21 protein-coding genes and 3 tRNA genes are annotated in these 24,266 nt (G+C 67.2%); 17 read left to right on the top strand and 7 right to left on the bottom strand.

The window, feature by feature from the left end; translation table 11 throughout:
* Positions 1-83: 83 nt before the first annotated feature.
* On the top strand, positions 84-1,382 hold the full coding sequence (gene glyA / locus HLH21_RS08095; RefSeq protein ID WP_373319563.1) for a serine hydroxymethyltransferase: 1,299 nt from the start codon (positions 84-86) through the stop codon (positions 1,380-1,382).
* 6 nt (positions 1,383-1,388) lie between these two features.
* Here glyA and HLH21_RS08090 read toward each other — a convergent pair whose 3' ends face one another.
* On the bottom strand, positions 1,389-2,438 hold the full coding sequence (locus tag HLH21_RS08090) for a M14 family metallopeptidase (protein WP_182943114.1): 1,050 nt from the start codon (positions 2,436-2,438) through the stop codon (positions 1,389-1,391).
* A 165-nt stretch (positions 2,439-2,603) separates the two neighbouring features.
* Positions 2,604-3,749 carry a DEAD/DEAH box helicase gene (locus tag HLH21_RS08085; RefSeq protein WP_182943112.1) on the bottom strand — a complete coding sequence of 382 codons (1,146 nt, stop codon included), beginning with the start codon at positions 3,747-3,749 and terminating at the stop codon, positions 2,604-2,606.
* A 201-nt stretch (positions 3,750-3,950) separates the two neighbouring features.
* Between HLH21_RS08085 and HLH21_RS08080 the strand changes: the two genes are divergently transcribed.
* The 4 genes from HLH21_RS08080 to HLH21_RS08065 all read left to right on the top strand — a co-directional run bounded on the left by HLH21_RS08080 (position 3,951) and on the right by HLH21_RS08065 (position 7,672).
* Positions 3,951-4,868: a mitochondrial fission ELM1 family protein gene (locus tag HLH21_RS08080; RefSeq protein ID WP_246379421.1), complete on the top strand. Its 918-nt coding sequence runs from the start codon at positions 3,951-3,953 to the stop codon at positions 4,866-4,868.
* A 60-nt stretch (positions 4,869-4,928) separates the two neighbouring features.
* Positions 4,929-6,809, top strand: a complete 1,881-nt coding sequence (locus HLH21_RS08075) for a hypothetical protein (RefSeq protein WP_182943108.1) — start codon at positions 4,929-4,931, stop codon at positions 6,807-6,809.
* 74 nt (positions 6,810-6,883) lie between these two features.
* A tRNA-Val gene (locus tag HLH21_RS08070) sits at positions 6,884-6,958 on the top strand.
* Positions 6,959-7,312: 354 nt separating this feature from the next.
* Positions 7,313-7,672 carry a YidB family protein gene (locus HLH21_RS08065; protein WP_182943106.1) on the top strand — a complete coding sequence of 120 codons (360 nt, stop codon included), beginning with the start codon at positions 7,313-7,315 and terminating at the stop codon, positions 7,670-7,672.
* Positions 7,673-7,690: 18 nt separating this feature from the next.
* On the opposite strand, the gene HLH21_RS08060 is transcribed toward HLH21_RS08065, so the two are convergent.
* Positions 7,691-8,578, bottom strand: coding sequence for an N-formylglutamate amidohydrolase (locus HLH21_RS08060; RefSeq protein ID WP_182943104.1), 888 nt, complete (start codon positions 8,576-8,578; stop codon positions 7,691-7,693).
* A 122-nt stretch (positions 8,579-8,700) separates the two neighbouring features.
* Here HLH21_RS08060 and HLH21_RS08055 point away from each other — a divergent pair.
* A tRNA-Val gene (locus tag HLH21_RS08055) sits at positions 8,701-8,775 on the top strand.
* Between the two features lie 65 nt (positions 8,776-8,840).
* Here HLH21_RS08055 and ruvX read toward each other — a convergent pair.
* Complete coding sequence (ruvX, locus tag HLH21_RS08050; RefSeq protein ID WP_182943102.1) at positions 8,841-9,305, bottom strand: Holliday junction resolvase RuvX; 465 nt, start codon at positions 9,303-9,305, stop codon at positions 8,841-8,843.
* Positions 9,306-9,380: 75 nt separating this feature from the next.
* Between ruvX and gatC the strand changes: the two genes are divergently transcribed.
* From gatC to HLH21_RS08020, 6 genes are all read left to right on the top strand, one after another.
* A complete protein-coding gene (gene gatC, locus HLH21_RS08045; protein ID WP_182943100.1) occupies positions 9,381-9,668 on the top strand; it encodes an Asp-tRNA(Asn)/Glu-tRNA(Gln) amidotransferase subunit GatC in 288 nt (95 codons plus the stop codon).
* On the top strand, positions 9,665-11,149 hold the full coding sequence (gatA, locus tag HLH21_RS08040; protein WP_182943099.1) for an Asp-tRNA(Asn)/Glu-tRNA(Gln) amidotransferase subunit GatA: 1,485 nt from the start codon (positions 9,665-9,667) through the stop codon (positions 11,147-11,149). The genes gatC and gatA overlap by 4 nt, the downstream gene beginning before the upstream one ends.
* Positions 11,149-12,597: an Asp-tRNA(Asn)/Glu-tRNA(Gln) amidotransferase subunit GatB gene (gene gatB / locus HLH21_RS08035; RefSeq protein WP_182943097.1), complete on the top strand. Its 1,449-nt coding sequence runs from the start codon at positions 11,149-11,151 to the stop codon at positions 12,595-12,597. The genes gatA and gatB overlap by 1 nt, the downstream gene beginning before the upstream one ends.
* A 94-nt stretch (positions 12,598-12,691) precedes the next feature.
* A tRNA-Ser gene (locus HLH21_RS08030) sits at positions 12,692-12,784 on the top strand.
* A 334-nt stretch (positions 12,785-13,118) separates the two neighbouring features.
* Positions 13,119-14,414, top strand: coding sequence for an O-antigen ligase family protein (locus HLH21_RS08025; RefSeq protein WP_264811619.1), 1,296 nt, complete (start codon positions 13,119-13,121; stop codon positions 14,412-14,414).
* A 336-nt stretch (positions 14,415-14,750) separates the two neighbouring features.
* Entirely contained in the window at positions 14,751-15,782 is a 1,032-nt protein-coding gene (locus HLH21_RS08020; protein WP_246379413.1) for a glycosyltransferase family protein, read from the top strand.
* A gap of 29 nt (positions 15,783-15,811) precedes the next feature.
* On the opposite strand, the gene HLH21_RS08015 is transcribed toward HLH21_RS08020, so the two are convergent.
* The gene (locus tag HLH21_RS08015; protein ID WP_182943095.1) at positions 15,812-16,210 is read right to left on the bottom strand and encodes a cytidine deaminase; all 399 of its coding nucleotides are present in this window, start codon (positions 16,208-16,210) and stop codon (positions 15,812-15,814) included.
* 285 nt (positions 16,211-16,495) lie between these two features.
* Here HLH21_RS08015 and HLH21_RS08010 point away from each other — a divergent pair, with 285 nt between their 5' ends.
* The 4 genes from HLH21_RS08010 to HLH21_RS07995 all read left to right on the top strand — a co-directional run bounded on the left by HLH21_RS08010 (position 16,496) and on the right by HLH21_RS07995 (position 21,928).
* Complete coding sequence (locus HLH21_RS08010) at positions 16,496-17,188, top strand: class I SAM-dependent methyltransferase (RefSeq protein WP_182943093.1); 693 nt, start codon at positions 16,496-16,498, stop codon at positions 17,186-17,188.
* 17 nt (positions 17,189-17,205) lie between these two features.
* The gene (locus tag HLH21_RS08005; RefSeq protein WP_182943091.1) at positions 17,206-17,625 is read left to right on the top strand and encodes a GtrA family protein; all 420 of its coding nucleotides are present in this window, start codon (positions 17,206-17,208) and stop codon (positions 17,623-17,625) included.
* Between the two features lie 159 nt (positions 17,626-17,784).
* Complete coding sequence (gene lysA / locus HLH21_RS08000; protein ID WP_182943089.1) at positions 17,785-19,143, top strand: diaminopimelate decarboxylase; 1,359 nt, start codon at positions 17,785-17,787, stop codon at positions 19,141-19,143.
* A gap of 7 nt (positions 19,144-19,150) precedes the next feature.
* Positions 19,151-21,928, top strand: a complete 2,778-nt coding sequence (locus tag HLH21_RS07995; RefSeq protein WP_182943087.1) for a DUF4175 domain-containing protein — start codon at positions 19,151-19,153, stop codon at positions 21,926-21,928.
* A gap of 76 nt (positions 21,929-22,004) precedes the next feature.
* On the opposite strand, the gene HLH21_RS07990 is transcribed toward HLH21_RS07995, so the two are convergent.
* Both HLH21_RS07990 and argH read right to left on the bottom strand, forming a co-directional pair.
* Positions 22,005-22,160 (bottom strand): lipoprotein, encoded by a 156-nt coding sequence (locus HLH21_RS07990; RefSeq protein ID WP_182943085.1) that lies wholly within the window; start codon positions 22,158-22,160, stop codon positions 22,005-22,007.
* Complete coding sequence (gene argH, locus HLH21_RS07985; RefSeq protein ID WP_182943083.1) at positions 22,157-23,608, bottom strand: argininosuccinate lyase; 1,452 nt, start codon at positions 23,606-23,608, stop codon at positions 22,157-22,159. The genes HLH21_RS07990 and argH overlap by 4 nt, the downstream gene beginning before the upstream one ends.
* Before the next feature lie 3 nt (positions 23,609-23,611).
* Here argH and HLH21_RS07980 point away from each other — a divergent pair, with 3 nt between their 5' ends.
* Positions 23,612-24,208 (top strand): TlpA family protein disulfide reductase, encoded by a 597-nt coding sequence (locus tag HLH21_RS07980; protein WP_182943081.1) that lies wholly within the window; start codon positions 23,612-23,614, stop codon positions 24,206-24,208.
* The last annotated feature ends 58 nt before the right edge of the window (positions 24,209-24,266 follow it).

Here is a 24,266-nt window from a genome sequence, read left to right as displayed (position 1 = left end):
AATCACAATGACGCATGTGCAAGGGCCATTGGAAATCTTCCGGTGATCTGGATGCGGCGTTGGACGAACTGGAGAATATAACGATGCCGGACCAGATGAGCCAGAGCGGGTTGCACGCCTTTTTCCGATCGACGCTTGCCGAGCGCGACCCCGATGTTGCGGCGATGATCGGCGGCGAGCTTGAACGTCAGCGCGACGGGATCGAGCTGATCGCCAGCGAGAACATGGTGTCGCAGGCGGTGCTCGAGGCGCAGGGCAGCGTGCTGACCAACAAATATGCCGAGGGCTATCCGGGGCGCCGCTATTACGGCGGCTGCGCCGAGGTGGACAAGGTGGAGACCCTTGCGATCGAGCGGGCCAAGGCGCTGTTCGGCGCGGGGTTTGCGAACGTGCAGCCGCATTCGGGGGCGAACGCCAACCAGGAAGCCTTCATGGCGCTGGTCAGCCCCGGCGACACCATCCTGGGCATGAGCCTGGCGGCGGGCGGGCACCTGACGCACGGGGCGGCGCCGAACTATTCGGGCAAATGGTTCCGCGCGGTGCAGTACGGGGTGCGGCGCGAGGACGGGCTGCTGGATTACGAGGAAATGGAACGCCTGGCGCGGGCCGAGAAGCCGAAGCTGATCGTGGCGGGGGGCTCGGCCTATCCGCGCGTCATCGACTTCGCGCGCTTCCGCGCCATCGCCGACGAGGTCGGGGCGTATCTGATGGTGGACATGGCCCATTTCGCCGGACTGGTGGCGGCGGGGCTGTATCCGTCGCCGCTGCCCTACGCCGACATCGTGACCAGCACCACGCACAAGACGCTGCGCGGGCCGCGCGGCGGGCTGATCCTGACCAATGACGCCGACCTGGCGAAGAAGATCAATTCGGCGGTGTTCCCCGGCCTGCAGGGCGGGCCGCTGATGCATGTGATTGCGGCCAAGGCGGTGGCGTTCGGCGAGGCCCTGCAGCCGGAATTCCGCGCCTATCAGGAAGCGGTGGCGGCGAATGCCCGCACCCTGGCGGAAACGCTGGTGTCGCGGGGCTTCGACATCGTGACCGGCGGCACCGACAGCCACCTGCTGCTGGTCGATCTGCGCCCCAAGAAGGTGACCGGCCGGGCGGCGGAGCGCAGCCTGGAGCGTGCGGGCATCACCGCGAACAAGAACGCGGTGCCCTTCGACCCGGAAAAGCCGGCGATCACCTCGGGCATCCGCCTGGGCAGCCCGGCGGCCACCGCGCGCGGCTTCGGCCCCGCCGAATTCCGCGAGACCGGGCTGATGATCGACGAGGTGCTGACCGCCCTGGCCGAACGCGGCGAGGACGGCTGCGCCGAAGTCGAGGCGGCCGTCCACCACAAGGTCAAGGCCCTGTGCGCCCGCTTCCCCATCTACCGCTGAGGTAGACTATGCCCCGTTCCGGATCGCAGGGTCCGGGGCGGAGGTGGCCAGCCGGACGGCGGTCTGGCCCCGTCCGGGGCGCAGGTTGGGCATCACCAGCATGCAGTCGTCATAGGGCGTGCGGATCTCGTCGGGGCCGTCCTGCGCCAGCAGGGTGCCCCGGCGTGGGACGACCTGACCGCCCCGGAACGGCTTGACGAAACGGAAACGCGGCGTATGCGCCGTTACAATGTCGGTCACCATCATGTGGCGCGGCGCCGCCGCCGGCGGCGAACGGTCCGGTGGCCGCAGGCCGCTGTGGCGCAGCAGGGCGTGGACGGCCTGTTGGGTCGCCGTGACGGTGCCGCTGTCCCAATGGGACCCGGCCTCCAGCAGGCAGGCGGCCGCCTGTCCGCCGGGGGCTGAAAACCGCTCGAAATCAATCAGGCGCGGGCCGGCCCGATGACCGTGATCGGACACGATCAGCGGTGGGTCGCCGACCATCGCCGACAGCCTGCGCCCGGATTCCGCCCCGCCGGCCAGGATCAGCGGCGCGCCGGGCCACAGCATCGAATGCAGGTCCATCAGGATGTCGGCGCTTTCGATCACCGGCAGCAGCACGCGGGCGCGGTCCAGCTCGGCCGACTGGCGCGGGCCGTTCAGCGTCCGCCGGCACCACAGGCGGTTCATGTCCTCGTCGATGAAGCGCGAGGCCACGGGATTGGCTGCGTCGAACCGCGCGAAGGCGTCCAGATTGGCGAAGATCAGCGACAGCCGCCCATGGGTGGGGCGCAGATCGTCGCGCAACAGCGTGTCGAGCACGGTCGCGCCGGCATATTCATTGCCGTGGATCAGCGCGGTCAGCACGACATGCGGGCCGGGGCGTGTGGCTTCCAGATGGATGACGCCGGGAATGCCGCAATTCCCGCCCCGCCAGCGCGACAGGTCGGGGGGCGGGATTTCGACCGAGAAGCGGGGCAGGGGCTGGGTCGGGGCGGGCAGGACGTCCTGGAAGGTGGGCCGCCCCCGCATGCGCGGCGACGGACCGGGTCGCGCGCCTGATCCGCAGCTCATCATGGCGTGTCCTGCCGGCCGGAAAGCCGACCCGGCAGGCGGGCGTCTTTTCCGATGCAATGGTGCGCGACGGGGTGGATCGGGCAGTCCATGAACAGGAGTTTATAGAGTCGCGGCGATGCCGCAATGCCATGGACGCACGCCCGCCCGCACGTCAGCGCAGTTCGGTCATGGCGATTCGATCACCGCGATGCGCGCGCGCGTCTGCTTTTCGATGTCGCGCAGCAGCAGCCGCTCGGACGGGTCGCACAGCGACAGCGCCGTGCCGCGCCGCCCGGCGCGCGCGGTGCGGCCGATCCGGTGGACATAGGTTTCGGGTTGCTCGGGGATGTCGAAATTGACGACCAGCGCGACGTCGTCGACATCGATGCCGCGCGCCATGACGTCGGTCGCGACCAGGGCGCGCAGCGTGCCCCGGCGAAACGCGCCCAGCGTCTGTTCGCGCCTGGCCTGGCCATGGTCGCCGTGCAGCGCGGTGGCGGTGACGCCCGCCTTGCCCAGCGCGCGCGCCAGCGTGTCCGCGCCCTGCCTGGTGCGGGTGAAGATGATCGTCCGGTCGTCCGGCGCGCGGCGCAGCAGGGCGACCAGGGTGGCGGCCTTGCGCGCAGTGGGCACGAAGATCACCTGCTGGCGGATGCGCGGCAGGGTCGCGGGGGCGTCGGGCGGGGCGATCCGCACCGGCTTGTGCAGCAACTGTCGGGCCAGGGCCGAAATGGCGGGCGACATGGTTGCCGAGAACATCAGCGTCTGGTGGCGCACCGGCAGTCGGGCGGCGATGGCGCGCACGTCCTCGACGAATCCCAGGTCGAGCATCTGGTCGGCTTCGTCCAGCACCAGGCAGGTGGTCTCGTCCAAGTTCAGCGTGCCGTCCGTCAGATGGTCCAGCAGGCGTCCCGGCGTCGCGACCAGGATATCGGTGCCGGTCGCAAGGGCGCGGGCCTGCCGGTCCTTGGGCACGCCGCCGATGGCGACCGTGACCGTCAGGCCGCAATGGCGGACGCAGGTGCGCGCGGTGCCGGCGGTCTGGTTGGCCAGTTCGCGGGTCGGCGACAGGATCAGGGCGCGGACCCTGCCCGGCCGCGCGTCCGGGCCGGGGGCCTGGGACAGCAGGCGGTGCATGACCGGCAGCACGAAGGCCGCCGTCTTGCCCGTTCCGGTCCGGGCCAGCGCCTCGACATCCCGGCCGTCGAGAATCGGGGGAATGGCGAGCGCCTGGATGGGCGAGGGCACGACATAGCCTGCCGGTCCCAGCGCCGCGAGAATACGGGGATCGAGGTTCAGATCGTCGAAGCGGAGGGAAGGGGCGTCATTCATCGTGTCCCGAGATACCGTGCCCGGCGGCGATGACGAAGCGATTCCGTCCAGGCGCCCGTCCCGCGCAGCTCCGGCCAGATTGACGCCATGACCTGCGTGCCGGCAGATGGCGGCATGACTCGCGCTTCGGACCAGCTTTCCCGCCCTCTTTTCCCACCCGGGGACGGTTCGGTGGCCGTCGTGGCGGAAGATCTGGCGGGCATGCGTTCGCAGGCGTTCGGCCTGGCGGCGCGGGCCGGATTGTCGCCGTTTTTCTGCCCGGTCCGGGCGCGTGGCCTGTGGGGGCGCCTGCCCGCCGCATGGTGGCCGGCCCCGCTGCGTGCGATCGACCCGCCGGTCGATCCCCGGACGGCCGGGCTGGTCTTCAGCGTCGGGGGCACCGGCGGGGCGGTCGGGGCGGCGCTGCGCCGGGCGGACCGGCGCGTCGTGCAGATCCAGAATCCCCGCATGCGCCTGGACCGATTCGACCTGGTGATCGCCAACCGGCATGACGAGATCGCGGGGCCGAACGTCCTGCTGTCGCGCACCGCGCTGCATGGCGTGTCGCCCACGCGGCTGGCGGCGGCGCGGGCCGAATGGCGGCCGCGCCTGGCCCATCTGCCGCGTCCGCTGGTCGCGGTGCTGCTGGGTGGTTCCAATGGCCGATTCCGCCTGGATGTGGCGGGGGCGGCGGCCCTGACCGGGCAACTGGCCGACATGATGCGCCGTGACGGGGGCGGCGTCGCGGTGACCCCGTCGCGGCGGACCGGGGGCGATGTGTGCGCCGTCGTGCGCGCGGGCCTGTCGCCGCTGGGGGGCTGGGTGTGGGACATGCAAGGGGACAACCCCTATCTGGGCCTGCTGGCCTGCGCGGACGCCATCGTGGTCACGAAGGATTCCGTCTCCATGGTGTCGGAAGCCGTGGCGAGCGACGCCCCGGTCATGATCGCGGAGCTGCCGGGACGGTCGCGGCGGATCGGCCTGTTCCTGCGCGACCTGGCCGACGCGGGCCGCATCCGGCCGTTCGCGGGGCGGATGGACATCTGGCCGGTCCACCCGCTGGACGATACCGGGGGGGTGGCCGAGGAAATGTGCCGCCGTCTGGGCCTGGGCGCGGCATCGGGGCGTGCCGGGGCCTGATTCGGGCGTCGCCCGACCGGCACGATTTCTGGTTGCGGCATTCTGCGGTATGAATGGCCCATGCTGGACATCCGTACCTACGACGCCCAGGCGGGCGGCAATGTTCTCTACAAGGCGCTGGCGCATCCGCTGGCGGCCGAGGCCCTGTCGTCGCTGGCGGCGGAGGCGCGCGCTCTGGGGCCAGTCGCGGTCTACGATCCGGAGGGGATGTTCGCCATGGTGCGGGCGCTCGGCCCCGATCTTGGCCCGGTCGAGGGGCTGTATGTCCATGATGTCGCCCTGGTGGGGCAGCCGACCCCGTTCGGCGCGGCGCGGGCGCTGATCGACCTTGCGCGCGCGCCGGTCGCCGTCGTGCTGGCTGCCACCTTCGACGGCGGGCGGATTCATGACCGTATCGCCCATCTGCTGCCGCCCGGCGCGCGGTTCCTGTCGCTGGCCTCGCTGCGCCTGCCCGACCGGATGCTGACGGTGGGCGGCCGGTATCTGGACCGGCTGAATTTCGCCACCAACCATGCGTTCTTCCGCGACCAGGACGGGCTGTCCACCCGGCTGGTCAGCGCGAATTACTGGTCGCGCTATGGCGCGCGGGCGGTGCGGCTGTGGCTGCGGCTGTTCGACGCGGACGGGCAGGTGCTGGCGACGTGGGAACAGGACGTGGCCGACGACGGCAGCATCGTCATCGACAGCCAGGCGGTGCGGGCACGATTCGGCCTGCCGGCCTTCACCGGGCAATTGTTCGTGCACGCCATCGGCGTTGCGGGGCATGACGTGGTGAAATATGCGCTGGACACCTACGGCACGGACGGCAACCAGAGCCTGTCGGTCACGCACGACGCCAATGCCTGGCCGTCCGACCGCTATGCCAACCTGCCGGCCCCCGACGCGGGGGAGGATGTCGTCCTGTGGGTGCAGAACAGCCACGCGGTGCCCATCCCGTCTGGCGCGATGAGCCTGAATCGCATGGGCGACGATCGCCCTGTCCCGATCATGCGCGAAGTCGGGCCGTACCAGACGGCGGCGATCCGGGTTGCCGACTGCCTGCCGGACCTGGCCTGGCCGGCGCAGATCGAACTCCGCTCCGGCCGTCATGTCGTCCGTCCCCGTTACGAAGTGATGTCGGCGGGCCGGACCCGTATCGCCCATTTGAATGTCGAACGCGCCGACCTGCGCCCCGACCCCGGAATTGCGAACCTGCCCGAGTCGCTGGGGCGCGGCTTTCTGCTGCCGTTCCCGATCCTGAACCCCGCGCGGTTCCACACGATCGTGCAGCCGGTGCCGATGGCCGAATCGCAGGCGACCCTGCCGCTGCGCCTCGATTGTTTCGACAGGGCAGGGAACCTCACGGGGCGGAAATTCCTGGGTTGCCTGCCGCGCGACCACGGTCTGGCCTTGGACCTGGCGCAATTGGGCGTGCCCGAGGGACATGCCGAACTGGTCTATGATTTCCGCGACGGCGGCGAGGCTGACGGGTGGCTGCACGCGCTGGTGCGATTCCAGGCTCGCGACGGCGGCCATGCGGCGGAGACCAGTTTCGGCGCGCACATCTTCAACACCGTCATGACCTATCGGGGCGAGCCGCAATCCTATTCCGGGCCGCCGCCGGGCCTGACCACGCGCCTGTTCCTCAAGGGCGGGAACGGATTGGGGCACGCCTTCTGCTGCCTGATCTATCCGGCGTCCGCCGCATGGCGGCCGCAGTCGCGCACCGTCCTGACCCTGCACGACCAGACGGGCCGGGCCATTGCCGAATCGCGGCTGGAGATCGCCTGTTCGGGATCCGCGATGGTGTGGCCGCATCTGCTGTTCGGGGCGACGGCGGTCGAGCAGGCCGGTGTGGGGGGCTATGTCATGATCCGGGACACGACGTGCCGCCTGTTCGGCTATCATGGCGTCATGCGCGACGACGGGGGGTTTTCCCTCGATCACATGTTCGGCTTCTGAGGGCGAAGAATGGATCATGAGGCCCCTTGCGAAGGGGGGGGAGATCCATTAAGAGGGCCGCAACGACATCGGATGGGTGCGTAGCTCAGCGGTAGAGCATCGCCTTCACACGGCGGGGGTCACAGGTTCAATCCCTGTCGCACCCACCATCCGGATCGTCGGGCGGCTGATCGTGCCGCCCGCTGAGAGCAGGGGGATTTTCCTGCCTCCCATCCCCTCAGATCCTCCCCACTGACCATTACGAATTTCCTGCGCGTCGCGTCGTTCGCCAGTCGGCGCCTATGGCGGTGATGACGGGACGGGGTACTATTTTCTTGACACTTAAATGTGATTGAGGCTCCTATCGGGGAGTTGCAGTGTTGCGATGTGCAGCTGCTTCTTGGACGTTTCCTCCCTAAACTTGGCGGTGCCTCGGCACCGCTTTTTTTTTGTCCTGATTCCCGGCGGGCTGCTCCATAATGGCCCTGTCACAGGGAATGCGACCAGGAAAGGCCAGGTGAACAATGCCCGGAATATTCGACGGACTGCTCAACAAGGTAACGGAACTGGCCGACAGCACCGGACTGACGGACAAGCTGCATCAGCACCTGGCCGAACTGACGTCGGCGCAGGGGATTTCCAGCCTGATGGCCCAGGCCGAACAGGCCGGTCTGGGGGACAAGGTCAGGTCGTGGATCGGGAGCGGCCAGAATTTGCCGATTTCGGCCGACGAATTGCGCTCGATCCTGTCCAGCCAGCAGGTGCAGGCGCTGGCGGACCGGACCGGGTTGCCGGCATCGACCATCCTGCCGGCGCTGGCGCAGTTCCTGCCCGCCGCCGTGGATCGGCAGACCCCGTCGGGCGAGCCGCCGAAGGCGGGCTGACCGCCACGTCGGAGCTTCTCAGGACGACAGGGTGGGGGCCCTGTCGCGGACCAGCTGTTCCGTTGCCGCCGCCAGGTCGCGCAGCAGGCCGGTCAGCACGGCCCGGATCACGGCGAATCCGTCGCCCTTTTCCAGCCGCGCCTCGTCCATGTACAGCGCGCGGCTGATCTCGACCTGCAAGGCGTGTACCCCTTCGCGGGGGCGGCCGTAATGGCGTGTGACGTAGCCCCCGGCGTAGGGGGTGTTGCGGCAGGCGCCAAACCCCCGTGCGCGCAGGGCGGTTTCGGCGGCGGCGGTGATAGCCGGCGCGCATGACGTGCCCCAGGCGTCGCCCAGGATGAAATCCGGCGCGTTGCGACCCGCCGGGCCGGGCATGGAATGGCAATCGACCAGCAGGCAGACGCCCTGGGCGGCGACTGCCGCGTCGATCAGCGCCGACAGGGCGGCGTGGTAGGGCGCCCAGCATGTGCGGATCCGTTCGCGTGCCTCGGCGAACGGGAGGCGCCCGCGATAGACCGGCGCGCCGGTGGCCGACAGGCGCGGGATGGTCCCCAGCCCCGCGCGGACCCGGGGGGTCGTGCTGTTGCACCCGTCGGGCAAGGGGTCGCTGAACATCGTGGGGTCCAGTTCCCATGCCTCGCGGTTGGGATCGCAATAGATGCGCGGAAAGATCGCGCAGATCAGGCTGGCCCCCAGGTCCGGCGCCCGGTCCAGCAACTCGTCGACATGGAAATCTTCGCTGCGGCGCAGAATGGCGCGGTCCAGGCGCGACATCGCAAGGAAGGCGTCCGGATAGGCGCGTCCGGAATGCGGCGAGGCGACCACCAGGGGCAGCGCCGCCGCGCGCGGCGGCGTCACCACAAATGGCGCGGGGTGGGCGTCATCCAGGGCAGAACTGGCAACCATTTCGGGAAGTTATCCCATGTTATCAGGCGCTTCGTCAAAACGGAGGGATGATTTCATTTTTTCCGCACGGACGGGTTGCACAACGCCGCCAGCCCGGCTAGAAGCCTGTTCACCGAACGGATGGGCGCATAGCTCAGCGGTAGAGCACTACCTTGACATGGTAGGGGTCACAGGTTCAATCCCTGTTGCGCCCACCATCCTTCGGCCTTCTTCCTGAAAAACAGATCCATGTCACCCTGCCGCGCCGGCGCGTGCGGCGGCGTCAGGATGCGGTCGCGTCCAGCGCGCCCTGCAGCATGTAGGACGCCGCCAGCTTGTCCACCAGTTCGGCGCGGCGCCGGCGGCTGACGTCGGCATCCTGCACCAGCATCCGGTTGACGGCGCTGGACGACAGGCGTTCGTCCCACATCGCGGCGGGCAGGCCGGTCTGCTCGGACAGGGATATCATCCAGTCGCGCGCCGCCTGGGCCGCCGGCCCGAAGCTGCCGTCCAGGGACAGCGGCAGGCCCGACACCAGGGCGCCCACATCCTCGCGCGCGGCGATGCGGCGGATTTCCACCGCCATGGCGGACAGCTTGCCGCGCCGCAGCGTGCCATAAGGCGATGCCAGTATCAGCGAGACGTCCGACAGGGCCAGGCCGATCGTCTTCTGGCCGGGGTCGAGGCCCAGCAGGCGCTGGTCGCGGCCCAGTTGGGCGCGGATCTGGTGCATGTTGAACAGGGGCATGTCTGGGTCTATGGTCCGCGCGTTGTCCTGCCCGGCAGGTTATTCCCCCCAAGTCATGATGGAAAGTTATGCTTCATGTCGCTTGATCCCGCGACCGTCCGTCGTATCGCCAGACTGGCACGGATAGGAATCGACGAATCCGACCTGCATGCCCTTCAGGGCGAACTCAACGGAATTCTCGGCTGGATCGAGCAGTTGAACGAGGTCGACATCGACGGTGTGGAACCGATGGTGGGCACCGGGCATGCGGCGTTACGCATGCGCGACGACGTGGTGACGGACGGGGACGCGCGCGACGCCGTCCTGTCCAACGCGCCGGATGCGGCGGGGCCGTTTTATACCGTGCCGAAGGTGGTGGAATGATGCTGACCGAACTGACGATCGCCGCGGCCCAGGCCGGGTTGAAACGGCGCGATTTCTCGGCGGTCGAACTGGTCGGCGCGCATGTTGCCGCCATCGAACGGCTGAACGGGCGGCTGAACGCCTTCATTACCGTGACGGCGGACCAGGCGATGGACGCCGCGCGTCGCGCGGACGCCGTGCTGGCCAAGGGCGAGGCCGCGCCGCTGACGGGCATTCCGCTGGGCATCAAGGACCTGTTCTGCACCGACGGGGTGCGGACGACGGCCGCCAGCCGGATGCTGGAAAATTTCGTGCCGCCGTATGAAAGCACGGTGACGGCGAACCTGCTGCGCGACGGCGCGGTGTTCGCGGGCAAGACCAACCTGGACGAATTCGCGATGGGTTCGGCCAACATCAATTCGGCTTTCGGCGCGGTGGAAAATCCGTGGAAGCGCGCGGGCGACGCGGACACCGTCCTGGTTCCCGGCGGTTCGTCCGGCGGGTCGGCGGCGGCGGTAGCGGCCAGCCTGGTGATGGGGGCCACGGGCACCGACACCGGCGGTTCGATCCGCCAGCCGGCGTCCTATTGCGGAATCGCGGGCATCAAGCCGACCTATGGGCGGTGCAGCCGCTGGGGCACCATCGCCTTCGCCAGTTCCCTGGACCAGGCGGGGCCGATGGCCCGCACGGTCGAGGATTGCGCCATCCTGCTGCAGTCGATGGCGGGGTTCGACCCCCGCGACAGCACCAGCGTCGATTGCCCGGTGCCCGATTACCGCGCCGCCTGCGGCCGCGACCTGAAGGGCATGAAGGTGGGCATTCCCGCCGAATACCGCGTGGCGGGCATGCCGGCGGAAATCGAGGCCGCGTGGGACAAGGGCATCGCCTGGCTGCGCGACGCGGGATGCGAGATCGTCGAGGTGTCGCTGCCCTACACCAAGTACGGCCTGGCGACCTATTATATCGTGGCGCCGGCCGAATGTTCGTCGAACCTGGCGCGCTATGACGGCGTGCGCTTCGGACGCCGGGTGCCGGCCCCGTCGCTGGACGAGCAGTACGAGGCGACCCGGCGCGCCGGATTCGGGGCGGAGGTCCGCCGGCGGATCATGATGGGAACCTACGTCCTGTCGGCCGGATATTACGATGCGTATTACCTGCGGGCGCAGAAGGTGCGGAACCTGATCCGGCGGGATTTCGAGCGTGCGTTCCAGCAGGTCGACGTGCTGCTGACGCCGACGGCGCCGTCCCCGGCCTTCGCGCAGGGGGAAAAGATGGACGATCCGGTGCAGATGTATCTGAACGACGTATTCACCGTCCCGGCCAGCATGGCCGGCGTGCCCGCGATGTCGGTCCCGGCGGGGCTGAGCGCCAGCGGGCTGCCGCTGGGCCTGCAGATCATCGGCCGGTCGTTCGACGAGGAATCGGTCCTGGCGGCCGCCAGCGCCATCGAACGGGCGGCGTCCTTCACGCACCGTCCGGCGGTCCGTGCGGAGGTGGTGTGATGAGCTATGTGATCGAAGGGCGGACCGGCCCCTGGGAACTGGTCGTCGGGCTGGAAGTCCATGCCCAGGTCATCAGCCAGTCCAAGCTGTTTTCCGGTGCCTCGGCCTCCTATGGCGGCGAGCCGAACACGCATGTCAGCCTGGTGGACGCGGGTTTTCCCGGCATGCTGCCGGTCATCAACCGCGAATGCGTGGCGCAGGCGGTCCGCACCGGGCTGGGGCTGAAGGCGCGCATCAACCTCGAGAGCCGATTCGACCGCAAGAACTATTTCTACGCCGATCTGCCGACGGGCTACCAGATCAGCCAGTTCACCCATCCGATCGTCGGCGAGGGCGCGGTGGAGATCGAACTGGCCGACGGGTCGATCCGGACCATCGGCATCACCCGCCTGCATCTGGAGCAGGATGCCGGCAAGTCGATGCATGACCAGGACCCCACGCGCTCCTTCATCGACCTGAATCGCGCGGGCGTCGCGCTGATGGAAATCGTCAGTGAACCCGATATCCGCATGCCCGAGGAAGCCGGGGCCTATCTACGCAAGCTGCGTATGATCCTGCGTTATCTGGGCACGTGCGACGGCAATATGGAGGAAGGCTCCATGCGCGCCGACGTGAACGTGTCCGTCCGCAAGGCCGGCGAGCCGTTCCGTACCCGCTGCGAGATCAAGAACGTGAACTCGATTCGCTACGTGATGCAGGCGATCGAAATCGAGGCCGCCCGCCAGGTGGAGATCTGGGAGAGCGGCGGATCGGTCGATCAGGAAACCCGCCTGTTCGATCCGGCGCGCGGCGAGACGCGGTCGCTACGCAGCAAGGAAGACGCGCACGACTATCGCTATTTCCCCGATCCGGACCTGTTGCCGCTGGTGGTCGAGGAAGCCTGGGTCGAATCGCTGGATGCCGCCCTGCCGGAACTGCCCGACGCCAAGCGCCAGAGGTTCCAGGACGAATATGGCATTCCGCGCTACGACGCCGGCGTGCTGGTGGCCGAACAGGCGACGGCCGATTTCTACGAGACGGTGGCCCGGGGCCGCGACCCGCGCCTGGCGGCCAATTGGGTGATCGGCGATTTCTTTGCCGCCCTGAACCGCACCGGCCGGACCATCCAGGACAGCCCCATCACCGCCGAGGGGCTGGGCGGCATGCTGGACCTGATTACCGACGGGACGATCAACGGCAAGATCGCCAAGGAGGTGTTCGAGGACATGCTGGAGAGCGGCGAATCGGCGGCCGCCGTGGTCGAGCGCCGGGGCCTGCGGCAGGTCACCGACACCGGCGCGATCGACGCCGCCGTGCAGGCGGTGCTGGATGCGAACCAGGACAAGCTGGCCGAATACCGGTCCGGCAAGGATAAATTGTTCGGATTCTTCGTCGGTCAGGTCATGAAAGCCATGGCCGGCAAGGGGAATCCGGCACTGGTGAACGCGGCCCTGAAGAAAGTTCTGTAACTGGCCGGTCGGGGCGGGTTTCGGGTTTGACGGCGCTGTGGTGACGGTCTACAAGCAGCGCTGCAAACGCCGTGTGAAAAACACGCTCTTCGGCGGAGGGGTGGCCGAGTGGCTGAAGGCGGCGGTTTGCTAAACCGTTGTACGGTGTCAAGCCGTACCGTGGGTTCGAATCCCATCCCCTCCGCCAGTTTCCTTTCCGAACATTCGAATATCGACGACAGAGGCTATCGGTCGGATCAGCGCCTGTACCGCCATGCGCTGCTTCCGAAGATCGGGCAATGTGCCCGGCCTTGTCATGTCGAAATCCTTCATTCTCTATAGTGAAGGCGGTTCATGCGAATGGTACCGATGATGGCGATCAGTAAACGTCCCATGATGTGCTCGCGTGATTATTATTACGATATGTAACGGCGTAGCCGGGGCCGGGTTCAACTGACGTTCATGTGTCCGAACAGAATGATGGTGATGCGGCAGACTGGGCGGAATCGCCAGCTTGTCTGGGTCGTGTCTGTGGAGTGATCGTGGAGAAGACGAAATTGCGGGGCAGGACGGTCGATCGGTTCATTGGCTGGCTGGCGCTCACGATGACCCTGACCCTGCCGTTCTTTCAGTTGCGTGGGCGTGCGATTTCCGACGGTATCATTTCGGGGGTCGGGATCCTGTTCCTGGCGCATTGCGCGATGACGCGGGATGGCGCCTGGTGGCGTCGGGGCTGGTTCCCCGTCGCGATGCTGTTCTGGGCGCTGGCTGTGCTGTCGTCGATCGTGAACGGATCCGCCCATTCTGTTTCGGAATCTCTTGTTATTGGCCGATTTTTTCTGTTCGCTGCCGCGCTGGAGCATTGGGTGCTGCGCGACGCGCGGTCGCGGCGCTGGCTGGGGCTGGTGGTCGGTGTGGCGGCGGTCTGGATCGTCGTTGAATGCTGGCAGCAATATCTGGTGGGCCGGAATATCTGGGGCTATCCGCGCTGGATGGATGGAGCGCTGACCGGGCCGTTCTACAAGCCCCGTGCCGGTGTCGCGTTGCAGATCGTGGTCTTTCCCGGCCTGATGATCTACGCCGTCCGTCGCCTGGAGGCCCGGGAATGGGGGCGGAAGCTGTCGGGCGCCGCCGGCATAGCATTCCTTGTCCTGACGATGATCCTGATCGGGCAAAGGATGCCCAGCCTGTTGTTTGGGCTGGGACTGGTGATTATGGCGTTGATCGTCCGCTGGACAAGATGGCCGGTCGTTGCGGCGGCCCTGGCGGGGGTGGTGGGGCTTTGCCTGCTGCCGGTCCTGTCGCCGCCGGCCTATGCGAAGCTGGTGGTGCATTTCCTGGCGCAAATGAAGGACTTTCCCAACACGCCCTATGGCCAGATCTATCTTCGGGCGGCGGTGATGATACGGCATCATCCATGGCTGGGCATGGGGTTCGACGGGTTTCGCGATTTCTGCGCCAATCCGGCCTATGTCCATGGTCTGGCCCCGTTCGGCTGGCCCCTGGCGGCGCGGGACATCGCAAGCGGGTGCAATATCCATCCGCATAACTTCTATCTGGAAGTCGCGACGACTGCGGGACTACTCGGGCTGGCCTGTTTCGTGGTGCTGGTCGCGATGTGGCTGGGGCGGATGATGCGGGCCCTGGCCCCTGCGGAAGCGCCGCAGCAGGCCATGCTGTTTGTCACCTGTTGCGTTCTGCTGTGGCCGGTCGCTTCCAATAGCGCATTGTTCACCGTGCGGACGGCGGGATGGGTGTTCCTGATGGTGGGGTGGGGACTGGCGGCCTCGCGCGACATCGACGGCGAACGCCGCATCCGCCGGCCGTTTCTGTTCTGATCCCCTGTCGCGCATCAGGTATGAGGAAAAGGACGAGGGCGAAGCCCCACAGGCACTAAGATCGTGTTTGTGTCAGCGATTATTCATTCATCAAGGATGAAATATATTTCCGGCTCGTTCCGAGAATGACTTCAGAACGCCTGGTTTTGGATTGGTCTTCCGTCGAGGGCCGGATAAGTTCCTTGTCCATACAGGAGCCTGTATTGCCTGCCGCGGGAATGTCCGGGATTCCATGTCAGCGGGGATGATTCCTTCCCGAAACCGTCCTCAACAGATCCCGAGAACTCAAGGCGTATGGTCTGCGATGCTGCTGGCCGGATAGACAGGAGAATATAATTGAGTCAACACAAGGTTGTCGGTCGGGAATTGTCCGGGAGAGACTTTGTGGTGTATAGGCGTGCTGTTGTCACGGGGTGTGATGATAATTATTTTGAATTGACCCGTGAATTAGTCTCATCTTTGCGAAATTGCGACATTGATTTTTCTATAATCGTACTTGATGCCGGGCTGTCCGCAGAGCATGTTGCCTGGTTCCATTCCATGGGGGTCAGCACGGTGACGCCCTTTGTGCCGGATTTCTTTTCCAAAGCCTCGCTGACACGCCGTCCGAACCTGGCGATCAATATCTCGAAGCTGTGGCTGGACCGGCTTCTGCCCGAATTCGATCTCCTATTATGGATTGATGCGGATGCCTGGGTACAGGATGTCGCGGCGATTGAACGTCTGTTTGGGGCCGCCGCGACGGGAACTATTGCGATCGTGCCGGAAATCGGGGCGAAGATGACCGATATTCTGGCTGTGCGATGGATCATGCCGGGGTGGATGCAGGTCAGGTCGTTTCTGTACAAGAGCGCGACCAGGGCTCGGCTCCCCTTTTCCATCCGTAAGCGTATAGGGGTGAAGGCACTTCTGAATACGGGCGTGTTCTGCTTGCGGCGGGATGCCCCACATTGGGATATGTTTCGAAAATGGCAGAAGACGATTATTGCGCGAGGGGGGGTCATCTTCACCCAGGACCAGCTTGCCGTTGCGTTGACGGTCTACATCGACGGGGCGGGGGTGACGTTTCTGGACAACGGGCATAACTATCTCGGCCCCTGGCTGCTGGATGAAAAATCAGATCGGCTGGTGAATCTGTTTTATCCGCACCCGCCTGTCGGCATCGTGCATCTGGCAAGTAAAGAATACATTCGGCATTCACTGAATAATACCATCGCCGTGCCGACAGTGGGGGGCGGCACGGCAATGCTGAATCTGCGCTACGGCGGGTTGGAGCGGAGGATGAGTGCTAGAATACGCGACCGTCTGAAGACTGAAACGGTTCCTGAAAAACGGGAGCGCAGGGAGGCCATGGTCCCGTTGAGCTGAGGCGGATCGGGGCGGAGAAGATGCCGCGATTACGCAAGATCGTCCGGACCGAACGCATCGGGCAGCAGTTCGGCCAAGGTGCGGACCAGAAGGACCTGTCCCGTCGCACCCACCATGCGGACCCTCAGGTCGGGGGCGCCGAATTCGCGGATTTTCTGGCGGCAGCCGCCGCAGGGCGCGCAGGCTTTTTCGCCGCCGCCGCTGATGACGATGTCCGTGATCCGGCGTTGTCCGGCCGCGATCATGGCCGAGATCGCCCCGCCTTCGGCGCAGATGCCTTCGGGGTAGGCCGCGTTCTCGGTATTGCAGCCGGCGAAGATGCGTCCATCGGCGCTGCGTAGCGCGGCCCCCACATGAAAGCGGGAATAGGGGGCGTAGGCATTGGCGCGAACCGCCACGGCGGCCTCGATCAGCGGGTCGTCGGTCATTGTCGTCTCTCCTGTGCTGTGCGCCAGATGTACCGGAGGGGCGGGTGGAATGACAGAGGCGGGTTTTTCAGAGCGCTTCGCTGGCAGAGGCCAGGACAATTTCCATGTTGCCGATCGAGGCTCGGTTATGGGAACCTGACGCGTTCAGGTCCGTCGCCGGGAGGCCCGGCGCGGATCAGTATTTTCTGATACGTGAAGACCGATCGCCGTTTTTTACAAGAATCCTTCAATATCACGACAAGTGAAAGAGATTCGTAGAACATGGACGCGGACATGTACACATCCATGGCTTCCATGGAAGAAAATCATTGGTGGTATGTTGGTCGTCGCAAGATTATTTCTTCTTTTCTGAAGAAGATAGGAGAAAAAAAGAAACTGAAAATTATAGAGCTTGGGTCGGGAACAGGCGGAAACCTGACGATGTTGTCCGCGTACGGCGACGTCGTAGGGATGGAGCCCAATAGTTTCGGCCGACAATTCGCCATCAGCCGTGGCTTCGACGTTTGCGACGGCATGCTGCCGGATCTCCCGTTCAGGCCGGGGGAGGCGGATCTGGTCGTCATGTTTGATGTGTTGGAGCATCTGGACGATGACGCAGGCTGTTTACGAGCGGTGGCGAACCTGCTGAAGCCCGATGGCCGTCTGTTCCTGACCGTTCCGGCCTATAGCTGGATGTGGTCCAATCATGACGTCAAAAACCATCATAAACGCAGATATAACAAGGCACAATTACTGGCTCTGGCAAGGAGGCTCGGCTTCAGGGTCGAGCGCTGTTCCTATTTCAACACGCTGCTTTTCCCGCTGGCCGCGGCCGTGCGTATCATCAAGAATATGACAGGTGACACAAGCGACGACAGCACGATGCCCGCGCCGACGACGAATAAAATTTTACTGAAAATTTTCTCGTTCGAAAAAAAAATCCTCCCACATGGCAACCTTCCCTTCGGTCTTTCGATTGCTGTTATTTTGAACAAATAATCAGATAGACTGAATTCATGAATAACGGACATGCCAGGTCAGACCTGTATCTCAGGCTCGGCGAGCTTGCCAGATTCCTGTTTGTAGGCGCAGGCAATACCCTGTTTGGTCTGCTCCTGATCTTTATGCTGATTTCCTATGCCGGGGCGGATTACCGCGTCGCCAATTTCCTTGGCTACATGGCCGGCTACGTCATCAGCTTCAGCCTCAATCGGTTATGGACCTTCCGCCATGCAGGATGCTGGAAGAAAGGCTTTCTGCGGTGGAGCCTCGTTGCCCTGATCGCCTATCTGGTCAATCTGAGCGTGGTCGTCTTCACCCATACTGAAATGGGGATCGGCATCTATACCGCCCAGATTACCGGTATTGCGGTATACACCATGACGTCCTTTCTGGGGGGGCGCTTTTTTGCCTTCGCGATGGAACCCTCGGTATGAACGGCTCGGTTATGCGGCTGGGAGTTGCGTCATCGTCGCCGGAAGCGGGCAGGACGACGCGAATCGCTCCGGCAGAATCGAATTATTCACTGATTCAAGACGTTCCCGGCCGGACACTAAGACCTTGGAAGCGGGGTCGCGAGCCGGTATCCTGACGGGATGGCTGACCTGACTTCTCCGCTCGCGGGGCCGGATCCGACTGTCGGAGACCTGCTGGCCGCCCGTCCGCACCTGTCGATGCACGCGCTCGACGGCCTGGTGCTCGAGGACGTTCCCCTCAACGCCATCGCGGATGCCGTTGGCACGCCGACCTGGGTGATGGGGGCGGCGACCCTGCGCGCGCGCTACCGTCGCCTGGCGGGCGCCATGCGCGACGCCGGCCTGACGCCCTCCATCTATTTCGCCGTGAAGGCGAACGACCATCTGGCGATCCTGCAGATCCTGGCGGCCGAAGGGGCCGGCGCCGACGTGGTCAGCGGTGGGGAACTGCGCCGTGCGCGCGCCGCCGGGGTTCCGGCGTCGCGCATCGTGTTCTCCGGCGTCGGCAAGACGGCGGACGAACTGCGCCTGGCCCTGGCCGAGGGCATCGCCCATGTCGCGGTCGAAAGCGCCGAGGAACTGGAGATCCTGTCCGCGCTGGCGGTGGCGGCGGGGCGGACCGCGCGAATCACTCTGCGCGTCAATCCCGATGTCGATGCCGGGACGCACGAAAAGATCACCACCGGCCTGTCGACCAACAAGTTCGGCATTCCCTACGCCCACGCGGCGGACCTGTATGCCCGGGCGGTGGACTTGCCCGGCCTGCTGCCGTTGGGCTTCTCGTTGCATATCGGTAGCCAGATCGTCGCCATGGCGCCTTATCGCGCCGCGTTCGCCCGGGTCGCCGGTCTGGTCCGCGCGGTGCGGGCGCGTGGCCTGCCGGTGGAGCTGGTGGATTGTGGCGGGGGCCTGGGGATCTGCCAGCGCGACGAGATCGAGGGGTCGCCGGCGGCCCTGGCCGGGGCGATCCGGGCGGAACTGGGCGAACTGGACGTGCGTCTGGCGATCGAGCCGGGGCGCTGGCTGGTCGGGCCGACCGGCGTCCTGCTGTCGCGCGTGATCCTGCGTAAGGCGGGGTTTGACGGTCGACCGCCGTTCCTCATCCTGGATGCGGCGATGAACGACCTGATGCGGCCCAGCCTGTACGATGCCTGGCACGGCATCCTGCCGCTGTCCGCCCGTGACGCCGTGCAGCCGGTCGAAAGCGTGAACGTCGTGGGGCCCGTCTGCGAAAGCGCGGATTCGTTCGGCCAGGGGCGTACCCTGCCACGCCTGGAGGATGGGGCCAGGGTGGCGCTGCTGGATACCGGGGCCTACGGCATGGTCATGAGTTCGACCTATAACGCGCGTCCCATGGCGGCGCAGGTTCTGGTGGACGGCGGCCGCTGGACCATTATCCGCGACCGGCAGCCGGTCGAGGCCCTGTGGGCGGCCGACCGGGTTCCGGACTGGGTCGGGCCGGCCCCGGCCGGCGATTGAGCGATTCATGGCGGGCGGGACCGCTCATCCGCAGGAGAGGCCGGCGCCGTCCGGGGCGGCGCTGACCGCTTTTCCGGTCAGGCTGGCGGCAGCGCGGCACCGTGCGCGCAACGTCCTGTGGATCGAAGGGGTGTGGCCGGTCGTCCTGCCCGTGCTCGGCCTGCTGGCCGCCTACATGATTGCCGGCCTGCTGGGGCTGCCGCAGGGTCTTCCCGACATCGTCCATGCCGTGCTGCTGGCCGTGCTGGCCGGCGGGGCCGTCGGCTGGGTCTGGTGGCGGGGTCGGCGGGTGCCGGCTCCGACGGCGGAGGGGGGCGACCGGCGCATCGAACAGGCGTCGGGCCTGGCGCACCGTCCGCTCCAGACCCTTGGGGACCGGCCGGCGGAAGACGGGGCGGGGCAGCGGGCCCTATGGCGCCTGCATGTCGAGCGTACCGGACAGGGGATCGGCGCCCTGCGGGCCGGCTGGCCGCGCCTGTCGCTGACGGCGCATGACCCCTTGCGGATCGGCTTCGTGCTGGTGCCGGCCCTGCTGCTGGCGCTGCTGTGGGCGGGCGGTGATGCGCCCGGGCGGCTGGCGTCCGCGTTCTGGCCCGGCCTGGATGCCCCCGGCGCGCCCCGGCCGCATATCCAGGCATGGATCACCATGCCGGCCTACGCGCCGGGCGCGCCGGTCTTTCTCGACGACCGGGCGGGGCAGGCGACGGTGCCGCAGGGCGCGGTCCTGAGCATCAGCGTCACCGACCTGCGTAGCCGGCCGGACCTGCGCGCCTCCGCCACCGGGGGCGGGCCGGCCGTCGGGCCGGACCGGTTTCGGCCGCTCGGTTCCGGAAGCTGGTCGGTGGATGTCCCCCTGCTGGGCAGCGCGTCGCTGACCCTGCGCGGGCGGGGACGGTCGCTCAGCCGGTGGAATGTCACGGTCCTGCCCGATGCCGCGCCGTCCGTGGCGTGGGGGGCGGGGGCCGGCGGCGGACGGGGGGAATGGCGCACGCGCCTGCCTTATGCCGCCCGCCAGGCCTATGGCATTGCCGCGCTGCGGGCGGAACTGCGCCTGGTCCATGGTGGTGACGGCGTTCCGGTCCGGGTCCTGAACGTCCCGATCCCGGTCGATGGCCACCCGAAGGAAGTCACCGGGACGGCGACGCCCGACCTGTCGGCCGACCCATGGGCGGGCGAGGAGGTCGTCGGGCGGCTGGTGGCGACCAGTACCAGCGGCCGCGTCGGCCAAAGCCCCGAAGCGCGGTTCCGCCTCGGGGCCAGGCTGTTCCGCAGCCCGGTGGCCAAGGCGGTCCTCGATGTCCGCAGGCGCGTCGCCATCGGGCGGGAGAGCCGGTTCGACGGGGCGGCCGACCTGACGGCGCTGGGCGAGACGCCGGGCCCGTTCCAGACGAATGCCGGCATGGTGCTGAACCTGGCCAGCGCCGCCGCGCAGATGGACAGTCACGACATGCCGGATCGGGACGCGGTGGACGGGGCGGTGGGGCAATTGTGGTACCTCGCCCTGGATATCGAGGATAACCGGCAGGGCGATCGCGCCGGCGCGCAGGCCTCGCTGGATGTGCGCGCGGCGCAGGAGGCCGTGGCCGCGCAGTTGAACCACATGCGGCAACTGGGCGACCAGGGACAGTCGGCCGGCGAGCAGGCCGAGTTGCAGCGGCGGATGGAGACGTTGCGCCAGGCCATCATGCGCCGGATGCAGGCGCTGGCGCAGCAGGCGTTGCAGGCCCATACCGCCATCCCCAACCTGCCGGGCCTGACCCAGGATGGCGACCGCGCCCTGTCGCGCATGATGCAGCAGATGCAGGACGATGCCCGGAACGGCCGTTCGGCCGACGCCATGCAGAAACTGCAGCAGATGGAGGACATGCTGGAGCGGATGCGTAACGCGACGCCGCAGGACATGGCCAATCTGGCGCGGCAGATGCAGGCGCGGCAGCAGGCAAAGGAACAGGGGGAGGCGCTGCAGGATCTGATCCGGCGGCAATCGGGCCTGCTCGATCGCAGCCAGGCACGCCTGGACCGTGCCCGCCGCCTGCGGGAACAGCAGGACGCGACGCGCCGGGCGGTGCGGGGCGAGGGGGCGGATGGCGATCTGTCCACGATGCCGACGGCGGAATTGTTGCGCCAGCTTGGCCTGAATCCGTCGCCCGAGATGCCGGACGGGTCGGCCGCCCCGGCCGGGCAGGGTACGCCGCCGGCTCAGGCCGGGCAGGCGGAGCAGCAGCCGCCGGGACCGGAAGAAACCGACGGCCAGCATGCCGACCGGGCGGTGCAGCACGCGCTGGGGCGCGCGCTCGGCGAACTGGGTCAGGAATTCAAGGGGCTGACGGGCAAGGCGCCCTCGGGCTTCGCCGACGCCGAAGGCGCGATGAAGGAGGCCCGCACCGCCCTGACGGACGGGCATGACGGCGTGGCCGCCGACGCCCAGCGCAAGGCGCTGGCCGACCTGCAGAAGACTGGCCAGCAGATGCGCCAGTCCATGAAAGGCTCGGGCGGCGGGGCCGGAAGCTTCTTCCCCGGTTTCGCGACCGGATCGGGATCGGGCGGGACGGGGACGCCGGAGGATGACGCGGAGTCCGAAGACGCCGCGAAAGGCGATCAGGACCCGCTGGGCCGCAAGACCGGCGAGGGCAAGGATGGTCTGGACGCCGACACCCATGTGCCGGACACGATCTCGCGCGAGCGGGCGCGCGAGATCGAGCAGGAACTGCGTCGCCGCGATTCCGACCGGACCCGTCCGCGCGAGGAACTGGACTATCTGGACCGGCTGCTGAAGCCGTTCTGATTGTGCGGGCCGTTCGGGTGGGCGAAGGCAAGGGCCGAGGCCCTTGCCGGGTTCGGGCAGCGCCCGACCTTCTCTTTCAGTCCGGCGCCGGATAGGTGCGGGGGAAGGTCATTTTCGAGGCCGGGCCGGGGGCCTCGGGCGGGCCCTTCTTGCCGCAGGCGGCAAGGCTGGTGGCCAGGGCCGCCAGCAGCAGCAGGGCGCCCAGTCCGGTCCTGGCGCGGATCGGGCTCATGCTGCGCCCTCCAGTTCCGCCAGCCAACGTGTTGCCTGTGCGCGGACGTTGCCGGCGGCGGTGCCGCCTTCGCTGGTGCGCGACGCGATCGAGGCCTCGACCGTCAGGACCGAGAAGATGTTCTGGGTGATGCCGGGTTCCTCGGCCTGCATGTCGGCAAGCGACAGTTGCGCCAGATCGACGCCCCGGCTCTCGGCCAGGCCGACCAGCCGCCCGGTCACATGATGGGCGGTGCGGAACGGCAGTTTCAGCACCCGGACCAGCCAGTCGGCCAGGTCGGTCGCGGTCGAATAGCCCGACCCGGCATAAGCGCGCATCCGATCGGTATTGGCCGCGAGGTCGCGGATCATGCCGTCACAGGCCGCCAGCGACAGGGCGGCGGCGTCGGTCGCGGCGAAGACCGGTTCCTTGTCTTCCTGCATGTCCTTGGCATAGGCCAGCGGCAGGCCCTTCATGACGGTCAGCAGCCCGACCAGCGCGCCGCTGACGCGGCCGATCTTGGCGCGGACCAGTTCGGCGGCGTCGGGGTTGCGCTTCTGCGGCATGATCGACGAGCCGGTCGTGAAGGCGTCGGACAGGCGGACGAAGGCGAACGGGGCCGAGCACCAGATCACGATTTCCTCGGACAGGCGCGACAGGTGCATGCCCATGATCGACAGGGCCGACAGATATTCCAGGGCGAAATCGCGATCGGACACCGCGTCCAGCGAATTGGCGGTCGGCCGGTCGAACCCCAGGGTGGCGGCGGTCATCCGCCGGTCGATCGGGAAGGACGTGCCGGCCAGCGCCGCCGACCCCAGGGGGCATTCGTTCAGGCGGCGGCGGGTGTCGGCCAGGCGCCCGCGATCGCGGGCCAGCATCTCGACATAGGCCATCAAATGATGGCCGAAGGTCACGGGCTGGGCGGTCTGCAGGTGGGTGAAGCCGGGCATGGGGTCGGCGGCATGCTCCTGCGCGCGGCGGCACAGGGCGCGCATCAGGGCCGCGACCTGCGCGTCCAGCCCGTCGATGGCGTCGCGGACCCACAGGCGGAAATCGGTCGCCACCTGGTCGTTGCGCGACCGGGCGGTATGCAGGCGCTTGCCGGCCTCGCCGATGCGCTCGGACAGGCGCGCCTCGATATTCATGTGGATGTCTTCCAGCGCGGTGCTGAAGACGAAACGCCCGGATTCGATTTCCTGCCCGATTTCGGTCAGGCCCTGGCGGATTTCGGCCTCGTCCTGCGTCGAGATGATGCCGGTCCGGGCCAGCATGGCGGCATGGGCCAGCGACCCCGCGATATCCTGCCGCCACAATGCCTTGTCGAACCCGATCGAGGCATTTATTTCCTGCATGATCGCCGACGGCCCGCCCGCGAACCGTCCGCCCCACTGGGCGTTGGCCTGCGCCGCGTCGCGGCCCGCGTTGTTTTCGCCGTTCCCTGCGCTGCTTTTTTCGTTCACAGACATTCCATGCCCCAGACCCTGTCGACACCCGTTGATCGCCGCGCCCTGCTCGCGAACGGCGGCACCCTACTGGCCGCATGGCTCGGGTGCAATTCCATCCTCGCACCGTCCGGCGCGCGGGCGGCGGACGAACTGGCGCCCGTCTCGCTGTCGGCCCTGCGCGGGCACGCGCCGGCCCCGCTTCCGGCCATCGACTTCACGGACGAAGGCGGTGCGGCGCGGCATCTGGCCGACTGGCGTGGACGGATCGTGATCCTGAACCTCTGGGCCACCTGGTGCCAGCCCTGCGTGGCCGAAATGCCGGCCCTGTCGCGTCTGGCCGCGCGATTGCCGGCGACGGGCGACATCGCGGTGCTGCCGGTGTCCGTCGACCGGGGCGGGGCGGCGACGGTGCGCCGGTTCTACAAGGCGCGGGCCATCGCGGGGCTTCCGGTGCTGTGCGACCCGCAGATGCAGATCCCCACCGCCCTGCGCGAGGAGGGGGTGCCGCTGAGCCTGCTGGTCGATCGCCAGGGGCGCGAGGTGCTGCGCGTCGTGGGGCCAGTCCTCTGGGACGAGGCCGGGGCCGAGGAACGGATTCGCCGCCTGGCCGGCGGCGCGTAGGCGCGCGGACAGCTTTCGCGCGGCAGGCGGGCACGCTAAAGCCAGTGGCAGGATGGAA

The sequence above is a fragment of the Gluconacetobacter johannae genome (genome assembly GCF_014174305.1).
Taxonomy (GTDB): domain Bacteria; phylum Pseudomonadota; class Alphaproteobacteria; order Acetobacterales; family Acetobacteraceae; genus Gluconacetobacter; species Gluconacetobacter johannae.
Note: the sequence above shows the minus strand (reverse complement) of the source record. Positions and strands in the feature narration are given on the sequence as shown.